The sequence below is a fragment of the Micromonospora krabiensis genome, assembly GCF_900091425.1.
In the GTDB taxonomy this organism is placed as follows: Bacteria; Actinomycetota; Actinomycetes; order Mycobacteriales; family Micromonosporaceae; genus Micromonospora; species Micromonospora krabiensis.
The window spans coordinates 170,365-193,278 of the sequence record NZ_LT598496.1 but is presented as its reverse complement, the minus strand read 5'-3'; the positions used below and the strand labels follow the sequence as shown (position 1 = coordinate 193,278).

General features: G+C 69.3%; 15 protein-coding genes and 1 pseudogene. 9 read left to right on the top strand and 7 right to left on the bottom strand.

From position 1 onward, the window contains the following. Positions 1-179: 179 nt before the first annotated feature. Entirely contained in the window at positions 180-3,065 is a 2,886-nt protein-coding gene (locus GA0070620_RS00770) for a beta-xylosidase family glycoside hydrolase (RefSeq protein ID WP_091587511.1), read from the bottom strand. Positions 3,066-3,607: 542 nt separating this feature from the next. Here GA0070620_RS00770 and GA0070620_RS00765 point away from each other — a divergent pair. Further along, positions 3,608-4,111 carry a nitroreductase/quinone reductase family protein gene (locus GA0070620_RS00765; RefSeq protein ID WP_231922094.1) on the top strand — a complete coding sequence of 168 codons (504 nt, stop codon included), beginning with the start codon at positions 3,608-3,610 and terminating at the stop codon, positions 4,109-4,111. A 566-nt stretch (positions 4,112-4,677) separates the two neighbouring features. Here GA0070620_RS00765 and GA0070620_RS00760 read toward each other — a convergent pair. Beyond that, positions 4,678-5,694 (bottom strand): LysR family transcriptional regulator, encoded by a 1,017-nt coding sequence (locus GA0070620_RS00760; RefSeq protein ID WP_197677515.1) that lies wholly within the window; start codon positions 5,692-5,694, stop codon positions 4,678-4,680. Positions 5,695-5,761: 67 nt separating this feature from the next. Between GA0070620_RS00760 and GA0070620_RS00755 the strand changes: the two genes are divergently transcribed. From GA0070620_RS00755 to GA0070620_RS00740, 4 genes are all read left to right on the top strand, one after another. Continuing rightward, positions 5,762-7,066, top strand: coding sequence for an MFS transporter (locus tag GA0070620_RS00755; RefSeq protein WP_407940033.1), 1,305 nt, complete (start codon positions 5,762-5,764; stop codon positions 7,064-7,066). Further along, complete coding sequence (locus tag GA0070620_RS00750; RefSeq protein ID WP_091587503.1) at positions 7,063-7,428, top strand: TetR/AcrR family transcriptional regulator C-terminal domain-containing protein; 366 nt, start codon at positions 7,063-7,065, stop codon at positions 7,426-7,428. Before GA0070620_RS00755 ends, GA0070620_RS00750 begins: the two co-directional genes overlap by 4 nt. 510 nt (positions 7,429-7,938) lie before the next feature. Beyond that, a complete protein-coding gene (locus tag GA0070620_RS00745; RefSeq protein ID WP_091587501.1) occupies positions 7,939-8,232 on the top strand; it encodes a pilin in 294 nt (97 codons plus the stop codon). Between the two features lie 9 nt (positions 8,233-8,241). After that, on the top strand, positions 8,242-9,159 hold the full coding sequence (locus tag GA0070620_RS00740; protein ID WP_091587499.1) for a conjugal transfer protein TrbL family protein: 918 nt from the start codon (positions 8,242-8,244) through the stop codon (positions 9,157-9,159). A gap of 317 nt (positions 9,160-9,476) precedes the next feature. On the opposite strand, the gene GA0070620_RS00735 is transcribed toward GA0070620_RS00740, so the two are convergent. Both GA0070620_RS00735 and GA0070620_RS00730 read right to left on the bottom strand, forming a co-directional pair. Beyond that, positions 9,477-11,975, bottom strand: coding sequence for an ATP-dependent Clp protease ATP-binding subunit (locus tag GA0070620_RS00735; RefSeq protein ID WP_091597734.1), 2,499 nt, complete (start codon positions 11,973-11,975; stop codon positions 9,477-9,479). 210 nt (positions 11,976-12,185) lie between these two features. Next, entirely contained in the window at positions 12,186-12,923 is a 738-nt protein-coding gene (locus tag GA0070620_RS00730) for a hypothetical protein (protein WP_091587497.1), read from the bottom strand. Between the two features lie 693 nt (positions 12,924-13,616). On the opposite strand from GA0070620_RS00730, the gene GA0070620_RS33365 reads away from it, so the two are divergent. Then, positions 13,617-14,408 (top strand): hypothetical protein, encoded by a 792-nt coding sequence (locus GA0070620_RS33365; RefSeq protein WP_231922089.1) that lies wholly within the window; start codon positions 13,617-13,619, stop codon positions 14,406-14,408. 40 nt (positions 14,409-14,448) lie between these two features. On the opposite strand, the pseudogene GA0070620_RS34195 reads toward GA0070620_RS33365, so the two are convergent. Together GA0070620_RS34195 and GA0070620_RS32530 are read right to left on the bottom strand one after the other, a co-directional pair. Beyond that, positions 14,449-14,799: pseudogene (locus GA0070620_RS34195) on the bottom strand (recombinase family protein); the annotation flags it as partial. After that, positions 14,796-15,182, bottom strand: coding sequence for a DUF5372 family protein (locus GA0070620_RS32530; RefSeq protein ID WP_269456552.1), 387 nt, complete (start codon positions 15,180-15,182; stop codon positions 14,796-14,798). The pseudogene GA0070620_RS34195 and the gene GA0070620_RS32530, both read right to left, overlap by 4 nt. 2 nt (positions 15,183-15,184) lie before the next feature. Here GA0070620_RS32530 and GA0070620_RS00720 point away from each other — a divergent pair, with 2 nt between their 5' ends. Together GA0070620_RS00720 and GA0070620_RS00715 are read left to right on the top strand one after the other, a co-directional pair. After that, positions 15,185-16,087 (top strand): PrgI family protein, encoded by a 903-nt coding sequence (locus GA0070620_RS00720; protein ID WP_091587493.1) that lies wholly within the window; start codon positions 15,185-15,187, stop codon positions 16,085-16,087. Then, positions 16,084-17,844 (top strand): VirB4 family type IV secretion system protein, encoded by a 1,761-nt coding sequence (locus GA0070620_RS00715; protein WP_231922085.1) that lies wholly within the window; start codon positions 16,084-16,086, stop codon positions 17,842-17,844. The genes GA0070620_RS00720 and GA0070620_RS00715 overlap by 4 nt, the downstream gene beginning before the upstream one ends. A gap of 959 nt (positions 17,845-18,803) precedes the next feature. On the opposite strand, the gene GA0070620_RS00710 is transcribed toward GA0070620_RS00715, so the two are convergent. Continuing rightward, positions 18,804-19,205, bottom strand: coding sequence for a hypothetical protein (locus GA0070620_RS00710; protein ID WP_091587488.1), 402 nt, complete (start codon positions 19,203-19,205; stop codon positions 18,804-18,806). A 1,215-nt stretch (positions 19,206-20,420) separates the two neighbouring features. Between GA0070620_RS00710 and GA0070620_RS00700 the strand changes: the two genes are divergently transcribed. Further along, positions 20,421-22,457, top strand: coding sequence for a type IV secretory system conjugative DNA transfer family protein (locus GA0070620_RS00700; protein ID WP_231922083.1), 2,037 nt, complete (start codon positions 20,421-20,423; stop codon positions 22,455-22,457). Positions 22,458-22,914 lie beyond the last annotated feature (457 nt).

The window sequence follows — 22,914 nt, the reverse complement described above, 5'->3', positions numbered from 1 at the left end:
ACGGCCGTGATCCGTCGTCGAGACGATCTCAGCAATCCGTGTTCCAAGGCACTTCTCCTTATCTCAGGGTGAACCGCAAGCGGTTCCTCGGTGCCCAGGCGCGGTTGCGGTACGGCCCGGAGCGGTTCGGGGTGCGGGAGGCAGGGGCGGCTCGTGATGCCGCCCCTGCCTCCCGTCACTCATGGGCAGGCGCGCGCCGCGTACGGCGCCCGCACCGTCACCTCGGCCGGTTCGCCCTGGTAGCTGGCGGAACCGACCACGGTCACCTCACCGGCCGGCACGCTGCTCGCGTTGGTGGCGAACGACCGGGCCTTCTCCTTGCCCGGCGGCACCGCCCCGAAGGGCCGCGTCCCGTAGGTCGAGTCCGCCGCGGCCACCACGTGCATCGCTTCGCCGTTGCTCACCCGCACCGTCACCATGACCTTGTCGCCGGCGCACCGGGTGTCCGCCACCACGGTGAGGTCCAGCGACGGGTTCTCGGTCTTGAGGACACCGAGCCGGGCCAGGTGGTAGCTGAGCGCCCGCTCCGGCGCGTCGATTTGGTTCTGGGTGCCGAAGGCGCCGGCCCGGGCGGCCTTCGCGTCGCCGAGCGCGGCCTGCATGCCGGCCCAGGCGTCCCTCGGGTAGTAGTGCCGGTCGAGCGTGCCGGCGTGGGCGATGGCCGCGTCGAGGTCGCTGGTGTCGAGCGGCCGCCCCTGCGCGGTCAGCGTGTCGCTGAGCAGGTAGTTGTCGAAGTCGACGTACCCGCCCCTCTCCTGGGTCGCATAGTTGAACAGGCCCACCCGGTGGCCCATGAAGTGCGCGAGGCTGCCGTCGAGCGCCTGCGGGCCGACCCGGTTGCCCAGCTGGCGCCAGGTCAGCCCGTCGAGGCTGTAGTAGAAGGTCGTCCAGAGCTGTCCTACCGGCGAGGCGAAGTCGAGGTCCGCCTTCACGTACACCTGGGTAGCGTCACCGAGCGACACGGTCGTGCCGGGCAGGAAGTTCTCCAACGTGGCCTGGTCGAGGTCGACCGCAAACGGCTGCCCCCGGTTGACGACGCCCAGCGTGTTCACCCCGCCGGAGCGCTTGACCGCCACGTACGAGAAGCCCCGGTTGTAGGCGGCCAGGCCGGCGACGTCTCCGTTCCTCATGCCGGAGACGTCCATCCGGGTCTCGACCGATTGCCGAGGCCCAAAGGTGCGCTGCGACAGGATGTTGCGGGCCTCCTCGAACCAGGCCAGCTCGGCCCGGTTGGACAGCTTGGTGTAGATGTACGTGCCGGTGACCACCTTGCCGTTGGTCAGACGCAGCCACCCGTCCCGGTCGGTCAGCGACCAGTACCGGTTGTCCGGGGCGTGGTTCCACTCCCACGGCAGGTCCAGCCGCGACCCGTTGGGGGTGATCTCCTCCTTGGTCGGGTACTCGGCCGTCACCGGCTGCCCGACGATCGAGACGTCGTCGATCAGGTAGTCGACGCTCGACGACGGCGGCTGCGGGTTGGCCCACGGCGTCTCGACCGCGAATTTGAAGTTGTTCAGGTTCGCCGTCGTGGGCACGGTGTACTGGGCCGACACCGTGGTCCACTGCCCGATCGGCACGCTTCGGGAGGCCATCGTCTGCACGCCCGCCCCCCAGTCTGCGACCAGGTTGAACGTGATGGCGTTCGGGCCTGTGGCGTACTTGACCTTCGCCGACACGGTGTAGGTCACGCCATGCTGCATCTTGCCGTTGAGGAACTGGTTGGGGCCGGAGCCGTTGAGCGTACGGTTGCTCACCTTCAGCGCCGCCGATCCGGTGGCCGGACCGGTCGGGTCGAGACCGATCGTCGCGCCGAACTGGGTGCCCCACGGCGCGACCGAGCCGGACTCGAAACCGGGGTTCTGCAGCAGCTCGACGCCGAGGAGCGAGTCGTCGTACGTGGGCGGCGGCGGGATTGTCCACTCCTCGTCCTGGTACGCCCGGTGCGGCGCGTCGTTGGCGAAGTCGTCCGAGGTGACGATGCTCTTCTGCCGCTCGAACAGTTCCTCCGCCGGGCTGAGCTTGATTGGCTTGTCGAACACGCCGTTGACCGGGACGACGCCGTTGGTGCCGAAGGTCGGCCACCCGTCCTGCCAGGCCGCCGGGATGAGCGCCGGGATCCGCCCGATCGGGAACGTGTCACGGAAGAACATGCCGTACCAGTCGGTCCCGCCGCCTGGGCGGGAGATCGGCACCAGGCTGCCCTGCGCGAAGCCATTGGAGTTGAGCACCCCGCGCGCCTCGTAGGTGTTCACGCCGCCGGCGGAGGTGTAGCGCCCGAGCAGCTCCCGGGAACGGAACATGACGACCTGGCGGCCCTGGCCGGAAGGCCAGGTGATGATGACGGCGTAGTAGTAGCCGTCGATGTAGTAGAACTGGGCGCCCTCGAAGAGCCCCCCGATGAAGGGCCGGCCGGCGTAGTTGTTCGCGGTGAAGATGTTGGGGTAGTCCTGCTCGATGGCCGTCAGGTTCGAATTGAGGCGTACCGCGCTGATGCCGCCGGAGCCGTAGAAGATGTAGGGCGTGCCCTCGATGTCGAAGAACAGTGACGGGTCGTGCAGGCCGCGCCCGAGCGGGGTGCGCTGCCACGACCCGCTGTCGATGTCGTCGGTGCGGTAGAGGTACGCGCCGCCGAGGTTGTTGGTGTTGAAGACGACATAGAAAGTGCCGTCGTGGTAGCGCAGCGACGACGCCCACTGGCCCTGACCGTACGAGTTCTGCCCGTTGCGCAGGGAGAACGCATCTCCGATACTCGCTCGGTCGAAGACGTAGTTGACGATCTGCCAGTTCACCAGGTCGTAGGACTTCATGATCGGCGCGCCGGGGCTCAGGTGCATCGTCGTACTGATCATGTAGTAAATGTCGCGGCCCTCATCGTTCTCCGCGGCCGGGACCCGCTCCACGCCGATGTCCGGCACGTCGGAGTTCAACAGCGGCACCGAGTAGGTGCCGTCGCCCTTGTCGGTGGAGGTGTACGACGACGTGGGTGACCAGGCGTCGGCGGCCTGAGCGGCGCCGGCGGGCGCCACGAGAACTGCGCACAGCAGCAGCGTTCCGACCCTGGACATCCATCCTTTACACATGGAGCCCTCCAATGTTAACGTTAACATCAGCGCGCAGCTTTATTGAAACATTTGCGACTTATGATGTCAATGCAGGGGAAACAAACTCGCCTACGTGGCACCCCGCCTACGACCGCCTCACCGGGCGCGAAGACGGCCTCGACGAAGCGCTCGACGCCCGGGCCCAGCCCCCGTACTCCGACCCAGAACCAATCGATCAACCCTGGGACAGCGACAACCTCCGCGACGGCGCCGATGACGGGCAGCCTGACCGTTGCCTGGGTGGCGTGCGGCGTGTGTAGCGTCGCCGAGTTCGCACAATGCCTGCCGCACCTCGCGCGCCTGTCCCACGGCAGCACGTGAAGCCCTGACCAGCAGGTGCCGGGCCGGGACGACGCCTCAGCGCATCTACAGGCGCAGCAGACCGTCAGCCAGCCGAAGCCAGCCGCGCAACCAAGTCGTCGTCACCTCGGGACTTGCGTGATCACGCATCCGGTCTGTCGCTCTGGCTGCCGTTCGTGCGTGACAGCGGCCAATACGATGAAGCAGTGACCGAGTCGGACCTGCACCCTGCCAAGAAGCCGTGGTTGCCGCCTCGTTGGTTCATTCGGCTGTTCTGGTCGGCTCATCGGGGCGTGGTCCGGCGTTCCGGCGGCCGCGTCGGACTGTCGCGTCCGCGCGGCAACCGCTACGGAATGCTGCGCCTGACCACCGTCGGGCGGCGCACCGGCCAGCAGCGCAGCGTGATCCTCGGGTACTTCGAGGACGACGCGAATCTGGTCTCGCTGGCCATGAACGGGTGGGGGGAGCCCGAGCCGGCCTGGTGGCTCAATCTGCAGGCACACCCGGACGCGACCGTTGACCTGGTCGACGGGCCGCGGCTGGTGCGTGGTCGTGCGGCGACAGGCGACGAACGGTCGCGGCTGTGGGCCCGCTGGCGTGAGATCGACAAGAACCTGGATGGCTACGCCGCGCGGCGGTCATCCGAAACTGCGGTGGTGGTCCTGGCGCTCCGGCCCGACACGTCTGAGGCGTCGCGGGACACCGATTGACGTGACGTTGCTGGATGGGCTGATCAACCACCCGTTTATGGACTGCGACTGTCGAGCCGACGCCCGACCGTAACGCCAGGTAGCGAGCTGGTTGTGACGAGAGTGCATCGACTGACGGCACCACAGTGATCCGGGCACGCGGCTGGTGGCATCAGGCCCCTTCCTCGGTACGGCACGTAGCGGCAGCATTACGGGATGGCTGGCGGGTCGCGTCGACCGTTGTACGCGGTGTTCACCGTCGCTGCTGTGGCACTGGTCGTCGCCCTCGGCACGCGGTTCGGATGGTGGCGGGCGTTCGGTGACCCGGAGAGGGGCGCCTGGCCGTGGATCGAGGCTACCGGTCGAATCGTGGGTGCCGTCTCCGGCACCCACGGCGCCGTCTTCGGCACCATGCTTCAGGCATCGGCCGGGCGGTACTCGAAGCCGTTCACGCAGGCTGTCAGGTCTGCGGCATATGCCACCAGTTCGCGGATGTCAGCGGACATGAAGATCGCCCCAGGGGCGGACAGCAAGGCCCACACAAGGGCGGACAGGGTTCTGCGCGGTGGGTCGGCGAGGTCTGGTGTTCAGGGGCGGGCTGCGGCGTACAGGACGTCGCGCATGCCAGGCAACGACTCCTGGTCTTCTCGCCAGATCAGCCGCAGGCTGAGATCCGGGAGTGGGAGGTCGAGTTGGATCAGGGCGCCGGACTGGAGGCTGTCGGCGACCGCGAACTGGGGTAGCAGCGTGATTCCGAGTCCGTGCTCGGCCCATGCGCGCATCACCGGGACGCCTCCGACTTTGATCCGTTGGGGACCGGGTCCGAGGATCTTGTTCCCGGCCATCCAGAACGAGCACTCTGGCACGTTGACCAAGAGCCGCTCGTGCTTGAGGTCGTCGGGAGTCAGTGCGGCTCGGGCGGCGAGCGGGTGGGCAGGTGCGGATACCAGCGCGAGGGGGACCGGGTCGAGGTCGATGAAGGTGAGCGGTTCGGCGGGGGCGGGGAAGCCGAGTCCGCCGACGTTGTCGCCGGAGTCGAGCAGCAGGGCGGCTTCGAGTCGTCCCTCGATCACGTCGGTGAGGAGGCCGTCGCGGGCGCGTTCGGTGTGGATCTCGAGGTCGATGTCGGGCCGGCGTTCGGCGAATCGGGCGAACACCTGGGGCACGTAGGAGCCGGCGAGGGTTTCCAGCGCGCCGAGCCGGAGCCGTTGTCGTTCACCTCTGACGTCGCGGGTGGCCTGCTTGGCCTGGTCGAGCAACGAGCGTGCCCATCCCCGCAGCCGTTGTCCGGCGGGGGTCAGCTCCATCCCCTTGGGGCCGCGCACGAACAGGGCCACGCCGAGTGCTTCCTCGAGGGTCCGGATCTGCTGGGAGACGGACGAGGGGGCGAGATCGAGCGCGACGGCGGCATCGGTCACGGTTCGGTGGCGGACGACGGCCTCGAAGGTCCTGAGTTGGCGTAGCTCCACACGCGCGCAAACAGCCCGCAGCGTTCGGAAATTCCGAACGCGTCGTGCGGCTGCGGTGGTGGAGCGGTTGACCTGCCGAAACGCACAGTGTTGGCGTCCTTCCCACTGTCGTCTTCGGGGAGCTGTCCCAGTCATGAGCCTTTTAAGTTCGTCTGCACCTGCACGGCCGAATCTCCGTCCGCCGCAGGGGCGTTCCAGCGCCCTGACGGGCATTTCGCTGGGCTACTTCATGGTGCTGCTGGATATGACGGTGCTGTCGGTCGCCGAGCCTGATCTGGCGTCGTCTCTGCACACCTCTATGGCCGGGTTGCAGTGGGCGACCGCCGGCTACACCGTGGCGTTCGCCGCGCTGCTGCTGTCGGCGGGGGCGGCGGCGGACCGATTCGGTGCCGAGCGGCTCTTCCGGGCCGGGATCACGGTCTTCACGCTCGCATCCTTGCTCAGTGCGTTCGCCCCGGGGCTGTGGGCCCTGGTCCTCCTGCGTGCAATCTCGGGGGTCGCCGCGGCGGCATGCGTGCCCGCCTCGATGGCGATGATCGCCCAGCTCTACCCAGAACCGGCGGCACGGGCGCGCGCGGTCTCGGCATGGGCCGCGATCAGCGGTGCGGCCGTTGCGGCCGGTCCAATCGCGGGCGGCGCATTGGTCGGCGCGGCCGGATGGCGCTCGGTTTTCCTGGTCAACGTGCCCATCGGCCTGGCGGTGCTGGCGCTGACGCTGGGCCGGGCGGTGGCCTGCCCGCGCAGTGACCGCCGGATCGACTGGCCCGCCCAGCTGGCAGCCGCCGCAGTGCTGGCCCTCTTCACGGACGCGCTGATCGCTGCCGGTTCGCAGGCGTGGGCCCACGCGGCGTGGTCGTCGGTGGGGTTCGGGGTGTCGGTGTTGGTGTTCTGCGGCCTGGAGCGCCGCAGCCAGGCGCCGGTCCTGAACCAGGCTCTGCTGGGGTCAGGCCGGGTGCGGGCTGGTCTGCTGGCCGCTGCGGCGGTGAACTTCGCGTTGACTGGGGGGCTGTTCGTGCTGCCGCTGCTGTTGCAGCAGGAGCGGCACCTGGACCCGCTGCAGACCGGGCTGGCGTTCTTGCCGCTGACGGTTCCTTTCGCGGCCAATCCGCCGTTCACGGGCAAGCTCGTGGCACGGGTGGGTCCTCGCCGTCCGATTCTGGCCGGTTTGGCTTTGCTGGCTGTTGGAGGGGCCGTGTTGGCCGGCGTGGTCTTCGCTGACGGCGGTTACCCGTGGCTCACGTTAGGCCTGCTGCTGACCGGCTTCGGCGTCTCCTACGCCTTGCCGGCTCTGGTCGCGGCCCTTGTCGGCGTCGCCCCGGCGGGCACGGCCGGTGCGGTGGGCGGCCTGCTCAACGCCGTGCGTCAGGTCGGCGCCACCCTCGGCGTCGTCGTCATGGGTGCTGCCGTCGCCGCAGGCACTGGATGGGCCCTGCTGATGTCGGCTGCGGTCTGCGCCATCGCCTGGCTCGTGTTCGCTCTCGCGCGCCGTGAGGAGACGGCCGGATGAGGCCTGGGACGAGCGGATCTGGACGCTGGAGCCAGCGGCTGCGCGACGCGCTGCTCGCGCACCGCCACGGCGCCAGATTGATCAGGGTCGCCTGCGGCCCGGACCCGCACTCGGTGCGCTACGCCGAGGCAGTGGTGTCGACCTTGACCGAGGCCGGCTTCGACGGCCGTAGGGCCTCCCGGGCGCACTGGACGATCTTCTATCTCATCCTCGGCATCGCCCAGGAGCAGCAAGTGGCGAGAGACTCCACCGCCATCACCGCCAATCAGGTGCCGACCGACCGGTACCCAGCGCTGGCGGCCACGCTGTCCCGCGTCGGCCCCGGCGATTTCGACCAGCGCTTCGCGTCGGCCTCGGCCTGATCCTCGATTCCCTCCGGACTCGACTGGCCACGCAAGCCGAAGAGCTCTGAAAGGAGCGTGGCCCCGCCGAGTGCGCCGCGGGCGGCCAGCGCGTCCGCGCGCCGTAGGTGCAGGCCGGGAAACGAGCGGATCGCCCACGCAACCCTCCATGCCCGACTTTGTGACAGCCAGCGCAGGGAGAGCATGGGTGGCGGCGGCGGAAGAGCCGGCGCCGACGACAAGGCGCGCCGGCCGGTGAAGCGCTGACCGCTGTTGTCAGGGCGTGACAGGTGCCAGGCGGGTTCGATCAGCCTGACAGCCGAGATCTGGATAGCGCATGTCATCCACGGCATGCCCGCCCGGTGGGGACCACCTTCCGGCGGGGCCCACAGGTTCGGCACGGCTGGCGCGGCGTACTGACACCCGCGATCCCTGCGCCTCACGCAAGGGAGGAGCGCCCCCACCGGACCACACCGGGTCCTGCCCCCAGGTCCCCACCGCGGCGGCCCCCGCACCCCGTGGAGCGCTGCAATGCACCCGACCCTCACTGTTCTGTCCGACCTCGCCGCCACCGCGCCGCCGCTGGCGGCCCCGAAGAGCATCAACCAAGTCATCGTCGGCATCACCAGCTGGATCATGGGCCTGCTCGCGGTGGTCGCGACGATGTTCCTGGTCATCGGCGGCCTGCGCTACATGGCCGCCGGCGGCGACCCGGCCCAGGTCGAGCAGGCCAAGGGCAACCTCAAGTCCGCACTGATCGGCTACGCCCTCGCCGTGCTCTCACCGGTCATCCTGCAGGTGCTGCAGGGCATCATCGGCGGCTGAGGCTCCGTCATGGTCGACTGGCTGATGAACGGCCTGGTCCGCTGGCTCGCCGAGAAGGTCACCGACCTTCTCGGCGGCGCGCTGGCCATCCTGACATCCTCACTGTTCCTGTCGCCCGATGTCACGGCCCTGCCGCAGGTACGGACGATCGCGGAGAAGAGCTCGCTGGTCGTCAGCGCGAGTCTCATCCTGGCCCTCATCGCGGTCGGCGTCGCGACGATGGCCAGCGGCTCGATGGAGTTGCGCTACGGCCTCAAGGAGCTGATTCCGCGGCTGGTGGTCGGGGCGCTCCTGTCGGCGTTCGCGGTGCCGCTGACCTCGGTGCTCATCGACGCGGCCAATGCCCTGACCGTGGCGATGACCGGTGCCAGCGCACCCACGACGCAGGCCGTGACCTTCGCCCGCGCCCGGATCGCCTCGGCGATGACCGACGAAAGCGCCGCCCTGCTGATGGCCATCATCGGCGTGCTGATCGTGGTGCTGATGTTCCTGCTCGCCGGTAGCTGGCTGGTCAGGGTCGGGCTGTTGGTCGTCCTGGCCGGCGTCGCGCCGATCGCGTTGGCCTGCTACGCCACACCCTGGACTCAGGGTGCGGCGGACCTGTGGTGGCGCAGCATGCTGGCCTGCCTGGCCACGCCCACCGTGCAGGCGATTGCGTTCTCGGCCGGCATCAACCTGCTGATCGACCCAGAGGCGAACCTGCCGATCCTGCTCGGGCTACCCGGTTCGGACACGGTCAACCTGCTACTGGTCATCGTCGTGCTGTGGACCACGGTCAAGATTCCCGGCCTGATGCGTCGCCACATCAGCGGCAAGGGCTCGGCGCACTCCGGCGGGGCTCTGCTGCGCGCGGTGGTCCTCCACGGCGGCACCCGCGGCCTGCCGCTGGGCCGGCTCGGGCGCGCCGCACTGCGAGGTGGGCGATGAACCCCGACGACAGCGGCCCGCGCGCCGTGGTCCCGACGGACGCTTCGTCCTGCCTCTCTTGCGTATACCGCGTGGGCTACGGCATGTGGCCCGCTCAAGCGGACTCGCTCAACCGTAGTCGGCTTGGCAGGCTGTGCCGGTCGTTGGTCCCATGGCGTGTTCGGTGCTGCGCCACACGCTTGGCCGGGTGAGACATGCGGCTGGCACTGTCTGCTGGAGGACTACATCCAGGGCGCTTGCGAGGACGACCGCTGCCACTGAGGTGCACAGAAGGGCGAGTCCCGGGAGGACTCGCCCTTCTTGCTGGGCGGGGCCGGCTATGCGACCTCGACCTCGACCTCGGCCGGCTTCTCGCGGGTCGAGCTGCGGAAGACCAGCTTGGACTTGTCGATGTTGTTCGGGTCGCCCTCGCAGTCCACCACCACGATCTGACCCGGGGTCAGCTCGTTGAAGAGGATCCGCTCGGACAGGTTGTCCTCGATGTCGCGCTGGATCGTGCGACGCAGCGGACGCGCACCGAGAACCGGGTCGAAGCCCTTGGTCGCCAGGTACTTCTTGGCGTTCTCGGTCAGCTCCAGACCCATGTCCTTGTTCTTCAGCTGGGTCTCGATGCGGGCGATCATGATGTCGACGATCGACAGGATCTCCTGCTGACGCAGCTGGTGGAAGACGATGGTGTCGTCGATCCGGTTGAGGAACTCAGGCCGGAAGTGCTGCTTGAGCTCGTCGTTGACCTTCTGCTTCATCCGGTCGTAGTTGGACTCGGAGTCCTCCGACGCCTGGAAGCCGAGCGACACCGCCTTGGCCACGTCACGCGTGCCCAGGTTGGTGGTCAGGATGATGACCGTGTTCTTGAAGTCCACGATCCGGCCCTGACCGTCGGTGAGCCGACCGTCCTCCAGGATCTGGAGCAGCGTGTTGAAGACGTCCGGGTGGGCCTTCTCGATCTCGTCGAAGAGGACCACCGAGAACGGCCGACGCCGCACCTTCTCGGTCAGCTGCCCGCCCTCGTCGTAGCCGACGTAGCCGGGAGGGGCACCCACCAGCCGGGAGACCGTGTAGCGGTCGTGGAACTCGGACATGTCCAGCTGGATGAGGGCGTCCTCGCTGCCGAACAGGAACTCGGCCAGCGCCTTCGACAGCTCGGTCTTACCGACGCCGGACGGGCCGGCGAAGATGAACGAGCCCGACGGACGCTTCGGGTCCTTCAGGCCGGCGCGGGTACGCCGGATCGCCTTCGAGACCGCCTTGACCGCGTCCTCCTGGCCGATGACGCGCTTGTGCAGCTCGTCCTCCATGCGCAGCAGGCGCGAGGTCTCCTCCTCGGTCAGCTTGTAGACCGGGATGCCGGTCCAGTTGCCGAGCACCTCGGCGATCTGCTCGTCGTCGACCTCGCTGACGACGTCCAGGTCACCGGCCTTCCACTCCTTCTCCCGCTGCGCCTTCTGGCCGAGGAGCTGCTTCTCCTTGTCCCGCAGCTGGGCGGCGCGCTCGAAGTCCTGCGCGTCGATCGCGGACTCCTTGTCGCGGCGGACCTGGGCGATCCGCTCGTCGAAGTCGCGCAGGTCTGGCGGCGCGGTCATCCGCCGGATCCGCATCCGGGCACCGGCCTCGTCGATCAGGTCGATCGCCTTGTCCGGCAGGAAGCGGTCGGAGATGTAGCGGTCGGCCAGGGTCGCGGCAGCGACGAGAGCGGCGTCGGTGATGCTCACCCGGTGGTGCGCCTCGTAGCGGTCGCGCAGGCCCTTGAGGATCTCGATGGTGTGGGCCAGCGAGGGCTCACCCACCTGGATCGGCTGGAAGCGGCGCTCGAGCGCGGCGTCCTTCTCCAGGTGCTTGCGGTACTCGTCGAGGGTAGTGGCGCCGATGGTCTGCAGCTCGCCACGAGCCAGCATCGGCTTGAGGATGCTCGCCGCGTCGATCGCGCCCTCGGCGGCACCCGCACCGACCAGGGTGTGGATCTCGTCGATGAACAGGATGATGTCGCCGCGCGTGCGAATCTCCTTGAGCACCTTCTTGAGGCGCTCCTCGAAGTCACCGCGGTAGCGGGAACCGGCGACCAGCGCACCGAGGTCGAGCGTGTAGAGCTGCTTGTCCTTGAGCGTCTCGGGCACCTCGCCCTTGATGATCTTCTGGGACAGCCCCTCCACCACGGCGGTCTTGCCGACGCCGGGCTCACCGATCAGGACCGGGTTGTTCTTGGTACGGCGGGAGAGCACCTGCATGACCCGCTCGATTTCCTTCTCGCGCCCGATGACCGGGTCGAGCTTGCCCTCGCGGGCGGCCTGGGTCAGGTTGCGGCCGAACTGGTCCAGCACGAGGCTGGTCGACGGCGCGGCCTCACCCGCCGCGGCGCCCGCTGCGGCCGGCTCCTTGCCCTGGTAGCCGGAGAGCAGCTGGATCACCTGCTGGCGGACCCGGTTGAGGTCGGCGCCGAGCTTGACCAGCACCTGGGCGGCGACGCCCTCACCCTCGCGGATCAGACCGAGCAGGATGTGCTCCGTGCCGATGTAGTTGTGGCCGAGCTGCAGCGCCTCGCGCAGCGACAGCTCCAGCACCTTCTTGGCCCGCGGCGTGAACGGGATGTGCCCGCTCGGCGCCTGCTGGCCCTGGCCGATGATCTCCTCGACCTGCTGCCGGACGCCCTCCAGGGAGATGCCGAGGCTCTCCAGAGCCTTGGCGGCGACGCCCTCACCCTCGTGGATCAGGCCCAGCAGGATGTGTTCCGTACCGATGTAGTTGTGGTTGAGCATCCGGGCCTCTTCCTGGGCCAGGACGACAACCCGTCGCGCTCGGTCGGTGAACCGCTCGAACATGGTCATCAACATCCTTTGGGAGGGCCCACGCACCCTGCCCGGTCGGACGGCATCTCGCCTAGCGGACCGATGAGCGCTGAGTCGGAGCCTCTTGGCCTCGGCGCATCCCCGGCGTGGGCGGTGATGCTGGGCGCGGGCAGGCGCTCTGCCCAAAAAGTCTGCACGGTGCGGGTTGCCGCCGACTCGCTGCGGAACGTTCCCAGGCGCGGGTTACTCGATGCCTTGACCGGCAAGCACGATCAGGTCCTGCGGCTCGGCCGCCATCTTGAGGGCGGCACCGTCAGGATGGACCCAGTAGCTGATCGGCGGCCCAGACAGGCCCCACATCGCGCCGACGAGGGTGCCAGCGAGGTCGGCATCAGCGCCGGACAGGAGCTTCACCCGCGTACCCGGCGCGTGCCCGTCGTCGGCGACCATCAGCAAGGCGTCCATGATCTGCCGAACCCCATCCATCGACGTTGAGACCATGAATTGACGTCCCAGCGCCTGCGCGTCCTCCCAACGGTCCCGCAGCAGTGGAAGGGCCCGGACCGCAGCCTCGACCCGTGGCTGCAGCGGACGGCGGTCGTCGTCGAGCAGCAACCGCACGGCTCGATCGAGGTCCGCGCACGCCGTGTCGACGGCCGTTTCCTCACCCATCTCCGCTTCCCACGCCAGATCCGCGGCATCGGGTTCAAGGTCTGGTCGCTCGTAGATGACGACCGCGTACAGCAGCGCGAGGATCTCCCCACGGGCTTCGCCGCCGTACAAGACGCCAACGCCTCGGTGAGCGCGGAAGGGCGGGAACCGCCTGACCAGGTGGGTTGCGCGGCCAAGGGGCAGGTCGGCGGCCAGTCGGGCATCCTCAACCCGATCGGTGAGCGTACGCCGCGAGCGCGCATCAATGAGCCGTTGACGATCGGTGTCGACGCCAACCGGGTAGACGGTTCGGCCCCGGCTCGCGACCATCGTGCCTGCTGTCCCTGCGAGGTCCAACTGGCGCGCTGCGACCATGTACGGGACGCCCGCGCGAGCCGCCCGTAGTCGTATAGCCCGGGTGCGTGCTCGATCAGGGACGGCGTGTCGGCGGTTCTGGCTGTCGGTCATAACGGTCCTCCGGCAGAGCCTCACGCACCCCGCCGAACAGCGACGCGAACAGCATCGAGCGGCAGCTTCTGCGCTGAGTCGGAGCCTCTTGGCCTCTGGTGACCGCCGGCGTGAGCGGCGAGTCGGGCTCGGGCAGGCGCTCTGCCTGGGGCCAAGCATACCGTCCAGTCCGTACGTGCACCCAGAACAGCAGCCGGCGTTCGCCGAGAGCCGAACGGACCCGGGGTAGGCAGACACGCACCGTCGGTGTCTATGCGGGTCGTTTCGGCTTGAGCCGGAACGAGCCCGCGACCTTCTGCCGGTAGATCTCCTGGGTCTGCGCGTCCCAGGGGATGCACCAGCGTCCGGCGCGGGTGTGGGCGGGGACCTGCCCCAGGCGCAGCCAGTTGTAGATCGCGTCGGAGGGGATACCGAGCTGTTCGGCGGCCTGCTTGACGCTGATCTCGCCGTCCCCAACGGCAACGGTTCGCGGGGTGAAGATCTTGTAGGTGCCGCGAACTGCGGCGACGTGCCGTGGGGCGAAGCGCAGGTTCTTTCCGGTGCGCAGGCCGGTCGTTGAGCATCTTCGCGATCTCGATGTTGCTGTGGGTGGTGCCGTATCTCGATGTTGCTGTGGGTGGTGCCGTACTGGCGAACGATGGCGAGGGCCTGCGGTGGGGTCCGGCCCGGTCCACGGCGCTGCACGACCAGTTCGTCGGTGGCGCCGGTGTGCCAGCGCATCCCGATGCGGACAGCGTCCGAGTCCTGCTCCAGCAGCAGTGTCACGTCGGCGATCAGTGTGCGCAACAACCGCTTCCGGTCGCGGGGCTTCGTCGTCGGCGCGTCCCACAGTCGAGGCAGGTCCGCGGCCAGCGCGCGCAGCGCGTCGTGGTCAGGCACTGGGGGTTTGACGGCTCGGGCGGTCGCAAACGCCGCCTCTGCCGCGGCCAGGGCAGCGAGCTTGGCCTCCCACCGCGTTTCCAGAGTCCGCGCGACGAGGCGGTTGTCGGGCTCCACCTGCATGAAGGCGCGCTGAGCCCGGTCGGATTCGTAGCGGGCCCGGTCGACGGCGAGTTCGGCGGCGCGGTGGGTGCGTACCTGCCGATCGGTGACCTCGTCCGCCGCGGCCAGGGCGACCTGGATCTGCTGCGCGGTGATGGTCTTCAGCAGCAGGTCGTCGTCGACGGTGTCGGCGGTGACGGTTCGGCATCGGGCGGTCGGATCGGCGCACTTGTAGGTGACCTTGCGGTCGGCCCGGCTGAATCGGGTGCCCACCCGGCCGCCACACGTGCCGCACACGATGATGCCCTGACACAGCGTGGCGCCCTCGCGCACCGGCCGGGCGCCCGAGCAGGATCCGGTCGTTGACGCACGCCAGGTCGTAGACACCGTCGGTGTCGATGAGCAGCGTGTCGGTCGGCCGGGCCAGTTCCATCAGCCTCGACAGGTCGGCGTTGGAACGCCCGAGTCGAGACACTTCCAGGCCGAACACCGCGCCGACTTCGCCCATGCACAACCGGGCCACGATCTCCCGGTAGCCCTCCCGCTCGGAGCCGAACCGTCCGGACGCACCAAGGTCGGCGTCGACGATGACGATCTGCTCGGCCAGCCAGCCGTACTCGGCGGCGGTGCCGGCCAGCCCGTACTGGCGTTGCGTCGACTCGGTGTTCTGTCGCACCTGCGCCGGCGTCGACTGCCGCACATACACGATCGCCACCCGCGACAGATGCGAGGCGGTGATCTTCGACGTCGGGTTCATCGCGCCCGCCCGCGGCCGGCAGCGACTCGACCATGTTCGCCACGACCATCACGGCCTGGCGAATGTCCCACTCGCTCAACAGTTCCCGTTTCCAGCCAATTCGAGCCGCCATCGCACCCATCACCGTCAGGAGCCTGCTCATGGGAATCCGCCACCGCCAGCACTGGATCGATTTTGTCGATCAACGCACGCGCCGCCGACAACCCCTCCACCGCGAGCCGATCCGAAAACGCCGCGACACCCCAGTCGGTCCAGTCCTGAGCCACCGTGATGCGCCGCCTCCCCTCGACCTCACACACGAAGAACAGACCATGCCGCTTCCGCTGCGTGAACAGCACGACCAAGCTCTGCCCCCTCAACGGATGGAAAGGATGAGTGATCACCAATGAGTCCGAAACCCGATGCAACTGACGGGTCTTATAGGGCACGGGTTCCGGCGAATGTCGAAGAACCCGACCGCATCGCGTTCGGACTGACGTTCCGACAGTTGGGCATCATCGGCGGCGTCGGCCTGGCCGGGATGGGCGTGCACCGCGCCGTCGGGCACCTGCTGCCGCCGATCGTCTGGGTCGTCGCCGGGATCGTCGTGTTCGCCGCCGCCGTGGTGGTGGCGTTGGGCCGCCGCGACGGCCTGCCCCTGGACGTGTGGCTGCGCCATGGCTTCGCCCTGTCGCGCAGTCCCCGCACGCTGGCGCCTGGCACCGCCCGGGCCAGCGCCGTCGCGGTCGTCGCCGGCGCACCGCCGGTCCCGGCGCCGCTGCGCTCCCCCGTCACCGCGGTCAGTCCGACCGGGGTTCTCACCTGCGAGGGCGCGAGTCGGGTGCTGATCGCCTGCGGCACCACGAACATCCACCTGCGCACCGGCAGCGAGCAGGGCGCGCTGCTGGACGGATTCGGCCGCTTCCTCAACTCGTTGGCCGGGCCGGCGCAGATCGTCGTCGCGGCGCAGCGACACGACCTGAGCGCCCACGCGCAGGCGATCGTCGACCACGCGCCGCGCCTGCCGCACCCGGCGCTACAGGCCGCCGCCGACGACCACGCCGAATTCCTGCTCACCCTCGACAGCGAGCGCGATCCGCTGCGCCGCCAGGTGCTCGCCGTCATCACCGGTGAGCAGGGCGCCGACACCGCCGTCCGAGCCCTGTCCGGGCTCGGTGTGGAAGCCGCCGCCCTGGACGGGCCGGCCGTCGCCTCGGCCCTCGCCACCGCCGTCGACCCCTTCTCCCCGCCGGTGCCAGGCCCGCGCGCGCTGCCCGGCACCCCCATCACACTGCGGAGCACGACATGAACCTCTTGAAGATCAACAGGAAGCCGGTTGCGGCCGGGGCCGGGATGCCGTCGCCGGCCGCGCTGTCGGTCAGCCCCGGGCACGTGCAGGTCGGCGACGGCTACGCCGCCACCTACGTCGTGTGCGGATACCCCGCCGAAGTCGGGCCCGCCTGGTTGGATCCGCTGCTGTCCTACCCCGGCCGCGTCGACGTCGCCGTGCACCTGGACCCGGTCGCCCCGCAGGTGGCCGCGCCGATGCTCAAACGCCAACGCGCCCGCCTCGAATCCTCACGCCGCCTCGACGCCGACCACGGCCGGCTGGGTGACCCGATGATCGAGGCGGCGGCGGCCGACGCCGCCGAGCTGGCCGAACGCGTCGCCCGCGGTGCGGCGAAGCTGTTCGACGTCGGCATCTACGTCACCATCCACGCCCGCACCCTCGACGACCTGCGCGCCGTCACCGCGGGCGTGCGGTCGGCGGCCGCGTCGGTGCTGCTCGACCTGCAACCGGCCACGTTCCGCCACCAGCAGGGCTGGGTGGCCACCCTGCCGATCGGGGTGGACCCGCTGCGCATGCGCCGCATCCTGGACACCACCGCCCTCGCCGCAGCCTTCCCCCTGGCGTCGGCGGACCTCGCCGCCCCCGCCCCCGGCCTGATCGCCGCGCCCGAGGGGGTGCTCTATGGGGTCAACACCACCTCCAACGGGGTGCTGATCTGGAACCGGTGGGCGCAGGACAACCACAACTCCGTCGTGCTGGCCCGCTCCGGCGCCGGCAAGTCGTACTTCGTCAAACTGGAAGTCCTGCGCAACCTGTACCAGGGCACCACGGTGTCCGTCATCGACCCCGAGGACGAGTACACGCCCCTCGCCGCGCACGTCGGCGGCACGGTCGTGCAGCTCGGTCAGCCCGGCGTGCGCATCAACCCCCTCGACCTGCCCGCCGATGACCGGCCCGACACGCTGACCCGCCGCGGCCTCTACCTGCACACCCTGATCTCCGTCATGCTCGGCGCGCCACCCCCGCCAGCCGAGCGGGCCGCCCTGGACCGGGCCATCACCGCCACCTACGCCGCAGCGGGAATCAACGCCGACCCGGCCACGTGGAGTAAACCGGCGCCGCTGCTGCGGAACCTGGCCGAGACGCTCGCCGGCGACGATGACCCGGCCGCCGGGCAGCTCGCCGCCCGCCTGGCCCCCTGGACGGTGGGCAACTTCGCCAGCCTGTTCGACGGGCCGACCACCACTGGTCCGGGTGGACACCTGGTGGTGTGGTCGCTGCGACACCTGCCCGACGAACTGCGCACCGTCGGGACACTGCTCGCGTTGGACTCGATCTGGTCGGGCATCGACATGCCAGGCACGTCCGGGCGTCGGCGGCGGCAGCTCGTCGTGGTCGACGAAGCCTGGCTGTTGATGCGCGACGGCGAGGGCAGCCGATTTCTGTTCCGGATGGCCAAGGCAGCCCGCAAACGCTCCGCCGGCCTGTGTGTCATCACCCAGGACGCCGCCGACGTGCTCTCCACCGACCTCGGCCTCGCCGTGGTGTCCAACGCCGCCACCCAGGTCCTGATGCGCCAGTCCCCGCAGTCCATCGACGCCGTGAGCGAGGCGTTCCACCTGACCACCGGGGAGTCGCGGCTACTGCTGTCGGCACCGCGGGGTGAGGGCCTGCTGGTTGCCGGCCGCGCCCGGATCCCGTTCCGCGCCGTCGGGTCGGCCGCCGAGCACACGATCGCCGCGACAGGTTTCGAGTCGGAGGTATCTACTCAGTGATAGCGCCTGAACCCTGGCCTAATCGGCCCCCGCAGGCATAGGGAGGGCGTCCAGGAGCTTCCTTCTGGCCGGCGAGCGCCTGTCTGTGACGGTGAGGCGGTTCGGGTGCCACGTCACCGCAGTTCACATCTCGCGTCGCGGCGAAGGCCGGCACCCGTCCTACTCCCGGCACACCCCCTGAACCGAAGGAGTCGGCTGGGCACGGCGCAGGCCCACGGTCGGCGTTGACAGGTCGCACTAATTTCAGGGCAATCGATCCGTCCGGCCGGCCGGACCAGCTCCGGTCGACTGCCACCCGGGCGCCCAGGCATCCACGCCGCATCGAAGGAGAAGCTGTGAGCCGGAGAACTATCCGTCGACCCGTCACTGTCGCCGCGGCGGCGTTCACACTCGTCGCCGCCGGCGGATTCGTCGGCCCCTCACCCGCCTCGGCCCACTGGGCCTGCGGGCGCAAGCCCCCGCCGGACCGTGACTCCACCGGGGGCCACTACACCCGCGGGGTAACCGAAGTCATGAGGAGCGGGTCCAGCACCGATTGCGGGGGAACTGGCTGGACAGACGCGGATAGCCCACTCGACTACCACTGCTACGCACTGAACATCCACGGGTATGAGACCTGGACCTACGTGGTCAACACCGCCGGCGTCGGTGGCTGGATCCGCGACGACCGGCTCAACGATGGCGGTTCCAGGGTGTGGTGTCCAAATCAAACGGTGTGATTCACACCGGCTGAACCACGGCATGGAACATGTCGTCAACCGGCATGCCGGGCTGCGGCTCCTTCGATGCCCGGCATGCCGGTTGACCGCCGACCACGCTCAAGACGGGGTGAACGAGGAGGTGCGACTGCCTCCCCGAACCGCTGCCGCTACTGCCCTCGGCGCCGCCCGCCGTACTCCGGCTCGGCCGTAGGTCACCGCGAGCTTCCGCAACCGGCTGACTCTTATCGCTTTGGTTGATCACTGCAGGCGGCGCCGAATCCAGGCCGCGAACGCACCGGCACCAAGGAGCGCGGTGAGGATGGTGACGATCTGGGGCACCGACCACTTGGTGATGTCCAGCGTTGCGGTCCAGACCTGCTCGGCGGTGTAGTCCGACGTCCGTTCAACGGTCAGGGTGATCGTGAACCTGTCATGCGGGAGCAGCGCCTGATCGGTGTCCGCAGCGAGGACAAACGCTCCGCCTTGTAGCTGGTAGGTGCCGGGCTTGCTGGCCCGCACGCTCCAGATCCAGGTGGCGGCATCGGTGGGTTCGGTGACTGGTTGGACGCCGCCCTCGGGGTTTAGATCGTCCTTAATGTCGACCTCGCTGTAGGGGGAGGTCAGAGTGACGCCAACGCGCCCGCCGATCGGTACCGTCATGCTGGCGGCGGGCGCCGAGGGGTGGCACCAACGCCTGTCGGTTCCGCCGGGTCGGAGCAGAGTTCGTCGCTGTTGGCTGGGCCGCAGATGAGGACCCTGATAGTGAACCACTCGGCGACCTTCACCGTCTGGTCGGTCCTGACGTAGAGCTGCCCCTCGAAGAGGTCGCGGCGGCCATCGTGCACGGTTGCCTGGTACGTGAATTGCTCGGAGGGGGTAGGGCGAACGGCGGGTTCGCCAGTGGGGGTCGGACGGGGATCGGTCGGCGACCCATCGCGAAGGAAGCCGGCAACGTTCGTCAGATTCAGCACAAACCCCAGCCCCGCCACAACCAACGTGAGCACTGTTGCGATCCGGACGCCGCGGGCTCGCCGGTCGCTGCGCTCGTCGCCTGGGCCCTGTGTGGGCGAGGCCCTCCTATGTGTCACTACCGCCTCCTGAGAGCGTGTAACCGCCCCAGTGTGAGGCACCGGCGCACGCGGTCGCCGACCGGGACGGGAACGGGCACCTGGCCGGACGGTCCCGTACGTGAGCATGCCGCTCCGCCGCTGGTCTCCGCTGAAGGACTTCAGGCGGCAGTGCGCCCGCGCGGTAGCCGCTGCCGGTTCGACCGGGCTGCACGCTGTGGACCCCTGGCGTCGGAAACTCATCGACGAGTCTTGGCCTGTCTCAACCTCAGGCGGCTCAACTGCGACGGGTGAGCAGGCTGGGCACCGAGGCAGGTCCGGCACCTAGAGGGTCCGAGCTGCGTCCGGCCCCGCCCGTCGACCTGCCCAAGCCCAGCACCAGGGCGCAGCCTCGACCTGGACTACCGGGTGACTCGTCCGGGCTGCTGACTCGCCCCACCGCCGGCTGCGGCACCTCCCAGGAGCGGACGCAGTGGTCGGTCATCGCGACTGTCCTGACACAGATCCCCGAGCGTCTGCACACCAACAGATATCGATCCGCCGGCTCCTGCTTGTAGTCCCCTCATCCTCAACCGAGTTGAGCGACACGCCGAATCTCGGGCAGACCACACCCCTTCGATGATCGAAGAGATTGGTAGGAAATCGTGGAAACAAACGACAGATCAGATTCCCCCGCCATCCGTCATTCGCCCGCTCAGCCAACGAGCAGCGCCAGACCGAGGTGCTGGTCGCGGACTTCACGCCTCGCCACAAGCATCGACCGTGATCGGCTGGCGGTAGTTGCGGCAGTCGGCACCGGGGAGATCCCGTGACGACCACCCCGACCTGGCCCGTCGAGGTCGGGCACTGGGTCACCGCCCGTCCGTGGCTCGCCTTCCTCGTCGCCGCCGCGATCGTCGGGGCGGTGGTCGTCCGTGACCAGGTGCTCGCCTGGCGGCACCGGCGGCTCACCACCGGGGCGCGGTGGCTGACCATCGCCGCCCCACCCGAGGTCACCGCCGAGGCCGCCGCCGCGTTCTGGACCACCCTCACCGGTGTGCTGACCGGGTCGGGGTGGCGACGCCGGGTGTTCGGTGACCCGCACGTCGGGTGGGAGTACACGTGGATCGGCCGCGCGCTGTCGATCCGGGTGTGGGTTCCCGGGACGGTGGCGCCCGGCGCGGTGGAGGCCGCCGTCCGCGCGGCCTGGCCCGCCGCCACGATCACCACCGCAAACGCCGCCGCCCCGATCCCGGCGCACGTCGGCGCGGAGGTGGGTGGGGCGCACTGGCCGCAGCACCCCGACGGGCTGCCGCTGCGCAGCGACCACGACGCCGATCCGCTGCGGGCGCTGCTCGCCGCGGGCGCGGAGGTCCGCCACCGGGAACATGCGTGCGTGCAGATCCTCGCTCGCCCGGCACCCGCGCGTCGTGTGCGGGCCGCCCGGCGGGCGGCGGCCGCCGGCGGCTCCCAGCCGCACGGACATCCGGACGTGGCCGCGCGAGCGGTGTCGGGGTTGGCGCGGCTGGTGATCGAGCCGCTGCTGTGGCTGCTGGAGGTGTTCACGCCCGGCCCACCCCGATTGCAGGCGCCGGTGAAGGCGGGGCGGGTGGCCGAGCGGGATCCGGTGGCCGGCGCCGACGCCCGCACGGTCGTGGACAAGGCGGTGCGGGTGCCGCACTTCGAGATCGCGGTCCGCTTCGCCGTCGCCGCCGACCCGCACATGACACCGCCGGGCAAGCAACGGGCCAAGCAGACCCGGGCACGCCTGCTCCACCTCAGCCACAGCATCGCCTCGGCCGCCGCGACCTACACCGGCCCGAACCGGCTGCGCCGCATGCGGATGCCCCACCCCGTCGCCACCCTCGCCGGGCGCAGCCTCCGACGGGGGTTCCTGGCCACCGTGGCGGAACTCGCCGCTCTCGCCGCCCTGCCGCAGGACCAGGCGGTGCCGGGGCTGGACCGGGCGCGGGCCAAGGCCGTGCCGGCGCCGGTGCAGGTGCCCTCCGGCGGGCGAAGCGTGAAGGTGCTGGGCCGCTCGCAGATCGGCCACCACAGCGTCGGGCTGCGGGTGACCGACGCCCGCCAACACGTCCACGTGGTCGGCAAGACCGGCGTCGGGAAGTCCACTCTGCTGCTGAACATGATCCTCGCCGACATCACCGCCGGCCGCGGCACCGTCGTCATCGACCCGCGCGGCGACCTGGTCACCGACATCCTCGACCGGCTCCCGGCCTCGTACGCGAAGAAGATCGTCATCATCGACCCGGACCAGGACAACCCGGGCTGCTTCAACCCCCTCGACGACCGGGGTGATCCGCACCTGGCCGTCGACAACCTGGTGGGGATCTTCGCGAAGATCTTCCAGGGTCAGTGGGGACCCCGCATGGACGACACGATGCGGGTGGCGTGCCTGACGCTGATGCGCCACGCCAAGCCGACCCTGAGCCTCGTGCCGTCGCTGCTGCAGGACAAGCAGTTCCGGGCCCGGTTCACTCACGGCCTGGACGACCCGGACGGCCTGGGCGGGTTCTGGGTCTGGTACGACGGCATCAACGAACAGTTCCGCGGGCAGGTCATCGCACCGGTGCTCGCGCGGCTGCGGGCGTTCCTGCTGCGCGACTTCGTCAAGAGCGTCATCGGCAACGCGCACAGCTCCTTCGACATGGGCGCGATCCTCGACGGCGGGGTCCTGCTGTGCCGACTCCCCAAGGGCATCCTCGGTGAGGAGACCACCCGCATCCTGGGCTCGCTGATCGTGGCCCGCGTCTGGCAGGCCGCCATCGCCCGCGCCAGCATCCCCGAAGACCAGCGCAAAGACGCCAGCCTGTACGTGGACGAGTGTGTGCGCCAGGAAGCGCTGTAATCCCAGGTCAGCTCGCTGACCGAGGGGTGCAACACCGGGAAGGGATGAAAGGACCCTTCCGTCGGCCAGTCGCAGCTGGCCGGTGAAGCTGAGGACAGCCTGGTCCGGGAAACGCCGGGGAGGGTGGGAGCAGTCCTGACAACGACGGGACGGTCTGGCACTACCAGACAGGCCGGGTCCGGCAAGCGACGCGGAAAGGTGTACGAGAGGAACCGACGCATGATCCCCCGTAAGCGATGTACCAGCTCCAACCTGGTGGATATGGGCTGGGATGCAGTGCGTGACCACCACCGATCGATCGCGGTGGTCAACTCCGTAACCGTTAGGCATTCGACGGGAAGGAGGCCAGTGGGAAAGCCTGCGGCGTACCACTGGCGAAGCTGCCGGGGCAGAGTCGGGCACCTAATCCGTGAACCGGTGTGCAGTGAACCTGGGAACCATCCGTGGTCGCCCTACC